Raw genomic sequence first — 4,196 nt, 5'->3', positions numbered from 1 at the left:
CCGTCCCGCCGGGCCCCGCGCCCGTCCCGCCCGGTGTCCGGTTCAGCAGCCAGGCGGTCAGCCCGCCGGCCCCCGCCACGGCGGCGGCCGAGCCCGCCACCAGGACGCGCCGGCGCGACGGCCCCCGCGGCTCCCGGTCGACGAGGAGCGTCGGCTCGGCGACGGGCAGGTCGAGGACCGCCGAGGAGCGCTGGGCGATGAGCGTGGGCAGTCCGGGCGGCAGCCAGTCCCCGGCCGGACCGTCGGCGCCTCCCAGCGCGGCCCGCACCTCGGCCGCCGTGGGCCGGGCCGCCGGGTCCTTGGCGAGGCAGGCGGCGACCAGCGGAAGGAGAGCGGCGGGCACCCCGTCGAGCGCGGGCGCCTCGTGGACGGTGCGGTAGACCACCGCCGCCACCCCGCCCGTACCGAAGGGCCGCTCCCCGGTCAGCGTGTACGCGAGGACGCAGCCGAGCGAGAACACGTCACTGGCCGGGCCGACCTCGCCGGAGCCCGCGGCCCTCGCCTGTTCCGGGGCGAGGAAGCCGGGGGTGCCGATCATCGCGTCGGTGGCCGTCAGGGCGGTCGCCCCGGCGGACCGGGCGATGCCGAAGTCGATGAGCCGGGGCCCGTCGAGGGCGAGGAGGACGTTGCCCGGCTTGACGTCCCGGTGGACGAGCCCGGCCCCGTGCACGTCGGCGAGCGCGGACGCCAGCCGGGCGCCCAGGGCCCGCACCGTCGCCTCCGGCAGGGCGCCGTGCAGGGCGACGGCCTCGGCGAGCGAGGGCCCGGGCACGTACTCGGTGGCCAGCCACGGCTCCCGGGCCTCCGGGTCGGACCCGAGGACCCGGACCACCCACCGGCCGGTGATCCGCTCGGCGGCCCGCGCCTCGCGGCGGAACCGCTCCCGGAAGCCGGCGTCGGCGGCGTGCTCGGCCCGGATGACCTTGAGCGCGGCGAGCGCCCCGCCGGCGGACCGGCCGAGGTAGACCACGCCCATGCCGCCGGCGCCGAGCCGCCCGAGGAGGCGGTAGCCGGCGAGCGTCGACGGGTCGGCCTTCCGGAGCGGCTGCACGGGTCAGGCCGCCGTGTCGTTCTCGGACCCGGGCTTGTCGTCTCCGGGCTTGTCGTTCCCGGGCTTGTCGTTCCCGGGCTTGTTCGGCAGCAGGGGCGCGGAGCCGATGGGCTTGTACGCGCCGTTCTGCACCGCGAAGACGAAGGTGCCGCCGATCCCCAGGTCGCCGAACTCGTTGAAGTGGTAACCGCCCATCACACCGGTGTACTTCTGCTTCTGCAGCGCCGCCCACAGGCCCTTGCGGGCGGGCTTGCCGGACGCCTTCGCCCGGGCCGTGAGCTGCCCCGCCGTCATGGTGACGACGTCGTACGACTCGCCCGCGTAGTACGCGGGAGGCGCCCCGAACCGCTTGCGGTGGGCGGCGACGAAAGCGGCGGCCGTCTTCTGCGCGGTGGGGTCGACGACGGGCGCGCACACGAACCAGCCCTCGGCGGCGGCCCCGGCCTTCCGGAGGAATTCCTGGCCGAAGACGGCCTGGCCGGTGAACCTCGGCCCCTGGAAACCGAGTTCGGCGAGCGTCCGGGCGGCGTGGACGGCGGTCTCGGTGACCCCGCAGTGGACGTAGGCGTCGATGCCGGCGTCGACCATCTCGCCGAGTACCCGACGGTAGGCGGCGGCGTCGGCGCGGGCCGGGACGACCCGGAAGTGCGGGGCGATGCCTGCCTGTCCGTACCCGAAGCGCACGCCGCCGGTGACCTGCCAGCTGTAGTGGTCCTCGGTCCGGTCCTCCAGGACCCCGGGCCGGCGGATCGCGGGCAGCAGCGTGGACGCGAAGGCCAGGTGGGTGCCCGCGCTGATGTGGTTCGGGATGGCGCGCAGGACCGTCTCGTTCCGCGCGCCGCCCGTCCGCAGGGTGAGCAGGTTGTAGCCGGCCGAGACCGTGATCAGCGGGATCCCGGCCTCCTCGAACGCGGGGATGACGGCCTGGGCGACGGCGTCGGTGGTGGGCCCGAGGACGGCGAGGACCCCCGGGTCGGTGGTGAGGGTCCTGACGTTCTCCAGGGCGCGGGCCGCGTCGCCCCGGTCGTCGACGACCTTGAGGCCGAGCGTGAAGGGCTTGTCCTTGCGGGCGTTGAACTGCTCCACGGCCAGGCGCGCGCCGTGCTCCTGGGCCCGGCCGATGTCCTTGGCCGGGCCGGACAGGTCGGCGAGGACGCCGATGGACCAGGCGGTGCGGGGCGGGGCGGTCTTCCCGCCGTCGCCCTTGCCGTCCGGCCCGTACTCGCCGCGCCCGGCCCAGACGGCGGCGGCGCCGCCGCCGACGGCCAGGACGGCGGCGCCCGAGGCGAGCAGCAGGAAGCCGCGCCGACTCTTCCCGGGGGTGGCCGGGGCGGTGGTGCCGCCGCCCGCCTCGGTGAGGTCGATCTCGGGCAGGGTGAGCATCCGCGCGGAGCGTTCGGCGATGGTCCGGACGACCGGGTCGGGCAGCCAGCCGGTGCCGTCGCCGGGGCTGTCCTCGAGGAGCCGGACGCCGATCGCGGCGGTGGTGGGACGGGCCGCCGGGTCCTTGGCGAGGCAGGCCCGGACGAGGTCGAGCAGCCCGTCGGGGACGCCCGTGAGGTCGGGTTCGTCGTGGACGGTCCGGTACATCAGGGCGTCCACGGCGCCGGTGCCGAAGGGCGGGCGGGCGGTCGCCGCGTACGCGAGGAGGCAGCCGAGGGCGAAGACGTCGGCGGGCGGTCCGATGGCGTCGACGCGGGCCTCGGCCTGCTCGGGGGCGAGGAAGCCGGGGGTGCCGACGACCATGTCGGTGGCGGTGAGGGCGGTCTCGCCGGTGGAGCGGGCGATGCCGAAGTCGATGAGCCGGGGCCCGTCGACGGCGAGCAGGACGTTGCCGGGCTTGACGTCGCGGTGGACGAGTCCGGCCGCGTGGACGGCGGCGAGGGCGCGGGCGACGGCCCAGCCGAGGTGGCGGACGCTGCGCTCGGGCAGCGGGCCGTGGGCGGTGACGGCCTCGCCGAGGGAGGGACCGGCGACGAAGGCGGTGGCCATCCAGGGTTCGGGGGCGTCGGGGTCGGCGCCGGTGACCGGCACGGCCCAGGGGCTGGAGACCCGGCGGGCGGCCTCGACCTCGCGGCGGAAGCGGGCCCGGAAGTCGGGCTGGTCGGCCTGGTCGGCGTGGGTGACCTTGACGGCGGCGAGTTCGCCGGCGGCGGTGCGGCCGAGGTAGACGACGCCCATGCCGCCGGCGCCGAGGCGGCCGAGGAGCCGGTAGCCGGCGAGGGCGGACGGGTCGGAGGGCAGCAGCGGCTGGAGGGCGCCCGGCCCGAGCCGGGGGGCGGTGGGGCTCACGACTGGACCTCCAGCTCGTTCTTGACGCGGTCGAGCATCGTGACGAGGGCCCGGACCTGGGCCTGGCTCGTGCCGGTGGCCGCTCCGTCGTTCAACTCGGCGTAGCCGGGGGCTCCCTTGACGACGGTGGCGACGGTGACCTGGCCGATCCGGGACTGGTACCAGCTGTAGAACTGCTTCCCCTTCACCGCGTCGTTGAGGTAGGTGCCGCCTTCGCGGAGGGAGTCGTCGGCGGTGGCGTTGCCCCCGACGCCGAAGGGGTTGCCGAGGGACATGAGCCCGGTGACCCGTTCGCCGTCGCGCAGCTTCTGGTCGGGGCAGCGCAGCGCCTCTTCGAGGGTCGAGGCCATCTCCCAGTCGGCGTCGGACTCGGTGCGGTGCACGGTGACCGTGGCGGCGACCCGCAGGACGCCCTTGCCGTCGACGGCGGGGAGTTCGCTGTAGGCCGTGACGCTGGCGAGGACGTCGGCGGGCCGGGCGCCGGTCTCCCAGGAGCAGGTGGCGCCGAGGACGGGCCAGTAGTCCGGGTCGCTGAGGTGCGGGGTGCGCTCGACGTAGCCCGGGGCCCACGCGTCGGGTCCGGCGACGGTGGCCAGGGCGAGGCGCCGGGCCTCCGCAGCGGTCTTCGGCGCCCGCTTCGGGTCGGGGGTGAAGTCGAGCTCGGTGGGCGTGGGAGCAGGTGGCGCCGAGGACGGGCCAGTAGTCCGGGTCGCTGAGGTGCGGGGTGCGCTCGACGTAGCCCGGGGCCCACGCGTCGGGTCCGGCGACGGTGGCCAGGGCGAGGCGCCGGGCCTCCGCAGCGGTCTTCGGCGCCCGCTTCGGGTCGGGGGTGAAGTCGAGCTCGGTGGGCGTG

Annotated in this window: 3 protein-coding genes; all 3 read right to left on the bottom strand. The window is 76.5% G+C overall.

From position 1 onward, the window contains the following. Positions 1-1,051, bottom strand: a 1,051-nt coding sequence (locus tag EAO70_RS35465) for a serine/threonine-protein kinase (RefSeq protein WP_148006918.1), incomplete at its 3' end; no start/stop codon positions are given. Between the two features lie 3 nt (positions 1,052-1,054). Beyond that, complete coding sequence (locus tag EAO70_RS35460) at positions 1,055-3,343, bottom strand: bifunctional serine/threonine-protein kinase/ABC transporter substrate-binding protein (RefSeq protein WP_148006917.1); 2,289 nt, start codon at positions 3,341-3,343, stop codon at positions 1,055-1,057. Continuing rightward, positions 3,340-4,196: hypothetical protein (locus EAO70_RS35455; protein WP_410091593.1), on the bottom strand; the 857-nt coding region annotated here is incomplete at its 5' end. The genes EAO70_RS35455 and EAO70_RS35460, both read right to left, overlap by 4 nt.

Source organism: Streptomyces sp. adm13(2018), from assembly GCF_008042145.1.
Classification (GTDB): Bacteria; Actinomycetota; Actinomycetes; order Streptomycetales; family Streptomycetaceae; genus Streptomyces.
The sequence above is the reverse complement of the archived record's forward strand: the minus strand, read 5'-3'. Positions and strand labels throughout refer to the sequence as shown.